Origin of the sequence: Wolbachia endosymbiont of Drosophila bocki, from assembly GCF_028982005.1 — a bacterium.
Lineage (GTDB): Bacteria > Pseudomonadota > Alphaproteobacteria > Rickettsiales > Anaplasmataceae > Wolbachia > Wolbachia pipientis.
Window position 1 is genome coordinate 1 of record NZ_JAPQLG010000188.1, and the last position, 2,995, is coordinate 2,995.

The following is a 2,995-nucleotide window of genomic DNA, read 5'->3' on the forward strand; positions in this document are numbered from 1 at the left end:
TTACTGAAACCAAAAAAGAGTCTAGGGCAAAATTTTATTTTATCGAGTGAGATAACAAAAAAAATAGTCGCTTTAGCTGGTAGTCTGGAGAATTTTAATGTCATTGAAATTGGTCCTGGATATGGTGCATTAACAAGAGAAATATTGGTGCATAATCCAAAGTCTCTACTTTCTATAGAAAAAGATAGAGATTTAGTAAAACACCATGACCAACTGCTAAATGAGCATCAAGGAAAGTATAGAATTATAGAAGCGGATGCACTGCATGTTACAGAAGAAGAGCTGATAGAGCGCCCAGTTAAAGTTATTGCTAACTTGCCTTACAATATCTCGGTAGCGTTATTTTTAAAGTGGTTAAATAGTATAAAATTTTTTACGAGTTTGACATTAATGTTTCAAAAAGAGGTAGCAGATCGCATTACAGCAAGACCCAATTCTAAAGATTATGGTTCCTTATCAGTGCTAAGCCAGTTACTATGTGATATAAAAAAGGAATTTGATATTGAACCTAAAGAGTTTTTTCCAAGACCAAAAGTACATTCTTCAGTAATTACAGTAAATCCTTTGCCTATCCCAAAATTTGCAGTAAATTTGGAAACCTTAACAAGATTAACACGTGCTGTTTTTTCTCAAAGAAGAAAGATGCTGAGAAATAGCTTGCAAAATATAACGAACCACGCTGAAACTGTCCTTGAAAACGCTAAATTGAGTGGAAATGAACGTCCAGAAAACTTAACTATTGAGCAGTTCTGTTTGCTGGCAAATAATGTAGAATGCTTATTGTGCAATAAAATGTATTAGCAACTATATAGCTTTTCTATCTCCTAAAAACAGTTAGAGCTATACAATTAAAGGCTCCTAGCTAATTTTGCCTATTGCAATTTAATTAATTGGCGTATAAGCTTTAAATAAAGCCTATGAAAAAAATGGAAGCTTGTTATTCGTTTGACGATATACTTCTTTTGCCGGCCTATTCTAATATATTGCCTTGCGATGCAGATACAAAAACTTATTTAACAAATAGTATAGAACTAAATATCCCTCTCGTATCCTCTGCAATGGATACTGTTACTGAATCGGGCTTTGCAATAGCTATTGCCCAACATGGAGGGATAGGTTGCATACATAAGAATTTATCAATAGATGAACAAGTTTTAGAAGTAAGAAGGGTGAAAAAATATGAAAGTTGGATCGTGTATAACCCAATTACGATTTCACCGGATAAAACAGTTGCGGAAGCAATTTCATTAATGAGAGAGCACAATTATTCTGGCATTCCTGTAGTCGATCAACGCAAGTTAGTTGGAATTTTAACTAACCGAGATGTGAGATTTATTGAAGACCAGAACATGAATGTAAAAGTTTCCGAAGTGATGACAAAAGATAAGTTAGTGACAGTGCGGGAGCAGGGAGTGAATAGTGCCTCAGCAATGAAATTGTTGCATGAAAATAGAATAGAAAAGCTTTTGGTCGTAGATGAAAATTCTTGTTGTATAGGTTTAATTACGGTTAAAGACATTGAAAAATACAATAGATACCCAAATTCATGTAAAGACAGTAAAGGGCGTCTCAGAGTTGCCGCTGCAATTGGCACTGGTAAAAAAGATGGTATAGACAGATGTGAAGCTTTGATCGGAGAAGAAGTTGATGTAGTTGTTGTGGATACTGCTCACGGTCATTCCGAAAACGTTATCAATACCATTAGGGAAATAAAAAAGATGTATCCTAATACGCAATTAATTGGCGGAAACATTGCAACAAAGGAGGCTGCTGAAGCGTTGATTGATGCAGGTGTTGATGCAGTGAAGGTTGGAATAGGACCAGGATCAATCTGTACAACCAGAATAGTTACAGGTGTTGGTGTGCCACAATTCTCTGCAATCAAGAATGTTGCAGAGGCGTGTAGAGCAAGAAACGTCAGACTAATTGCTGATGGTGGGGTAAAATACTCAGGAGATGTTGCAAAAGCTATTGCAGCTGGTGCTGACTCTGTGATGATTGGTTCGATTTTTGCTGGCACTGACGAAAGCCCAGGTGAGATTATTATGTATAAGGGCAGAGCATATAAAGGCTATCGAGGAATGGGATCTATTAGTGCAATGAAACGAGGTTCAGCTAGCCGTTATTTTCAAGATAAAGATTCAAAACTAAAATTAGTTCCACAAGGAGTGGAAGGAAGAGTTCCATTCAAAGGTCCAGCTTCAGGAGTAATCCATCAATTGATTGGCGGATTGCAAGCTGCAATGGGGTATACTGGTAATAGGAATATAGAAGAGATGAAAAAAAATTGTAAATTTGTTACTATTACTGCATCAGGATTAAGAGAGAGTCACGCTCATGATATAGTCATTACACAAGAAGCTCCAAATTATGCTTATCAAGCGTCCAATTTGTCAACCGATTCGGAGTAGTCCAGAAAAAGTAGAGAGAAAGTTAAGACGTTTTTGGAGTAAAATAAAACGTTTTTTCAAAATATGACAAATAGAAGAGAATATACGGCAGAATTCAAATTAGAAGCTGTTAAGCTGGTTAAAGAAACAGGTCAAGCAAGTACAAAAATAGCAAAAGATCTAGGTATAGATGGTAGTATGTTAAGTAAGAAAATATGATGGAAAAATGTCTGGAGCATACGCATTTCCAGGCAAAAGCTCCTTATGACAAAGAAAGATTTGATCTAAAAAAAGAACTAACAAGAGAAAGAGACATTTTAAAAAAAGCCCTGGGCAAAGAAAAAGAGTAAAGTATTCTTTTATATAGAAATTGCTATAAAACACAGGAACTATGTAGGGTTTTGTACTGGTGGTATTGGTTGCTAAGGAAAAAAGCAGTAAAGAATTAGCAAAAGAAGGGCTTCTAGCAGATATTCAAAAAATACATCAAGCTTCTAAATGCAGATATGGAGCTCCTAAAATTCACGCTGAATTAAAAGCTTTAGGCAAAAATTAAAACAGTACAAAGTGTTATGCAAGAAAATGGCATTAAAACCAAGCTTAGA

General features: G+C 35.5%; 2 protein-coding genes and 1 pseudogene. All 3 read left to right on the forward strand.

Going from position 1 to position 2,995, the window contains the following annotated elements:
- Positions 1–801: 16S rRNA (adenine(1518)-N(6)/adenine(1519)-N(6))-dimethyltransferase RsmA (rsmA, locus tag OZD61_RS04485; RefSeq protein ID WP_274980006.1), on the forward strand; the 801-nt coding region annotated here is incomplete at its 5' end.
- A 116-nt stretch (positions 802–917) separates the two neighbouring features.
- A complete protein-coding gene (guaB, locus tag OZD61_RS04490) occupies positions 918–2,411 on the forward strand; it encodes an IMP dehydrogenase (RefSeq protein WP_274980007.1) in 1,494 nt (497 codons plus the stop codon).
- Positions 2,412–2,474: 63 nt separating this feature from the next.
- A pseudogene (locus OZD61_RS05900) lies at positions 2,475–2,995 on the forward strand (IS3 family transposase); the annotation flags it as partial.

Bases quoted from the DNA above. Each gene is read 5' to 3' on its own strand.
- guaB (WP_274980007.1), top strand. From the start codon at position 918: ATGAAAAAAATGGAAGCTTGTTATTCGTTTGACGATATACTTCTTTTG.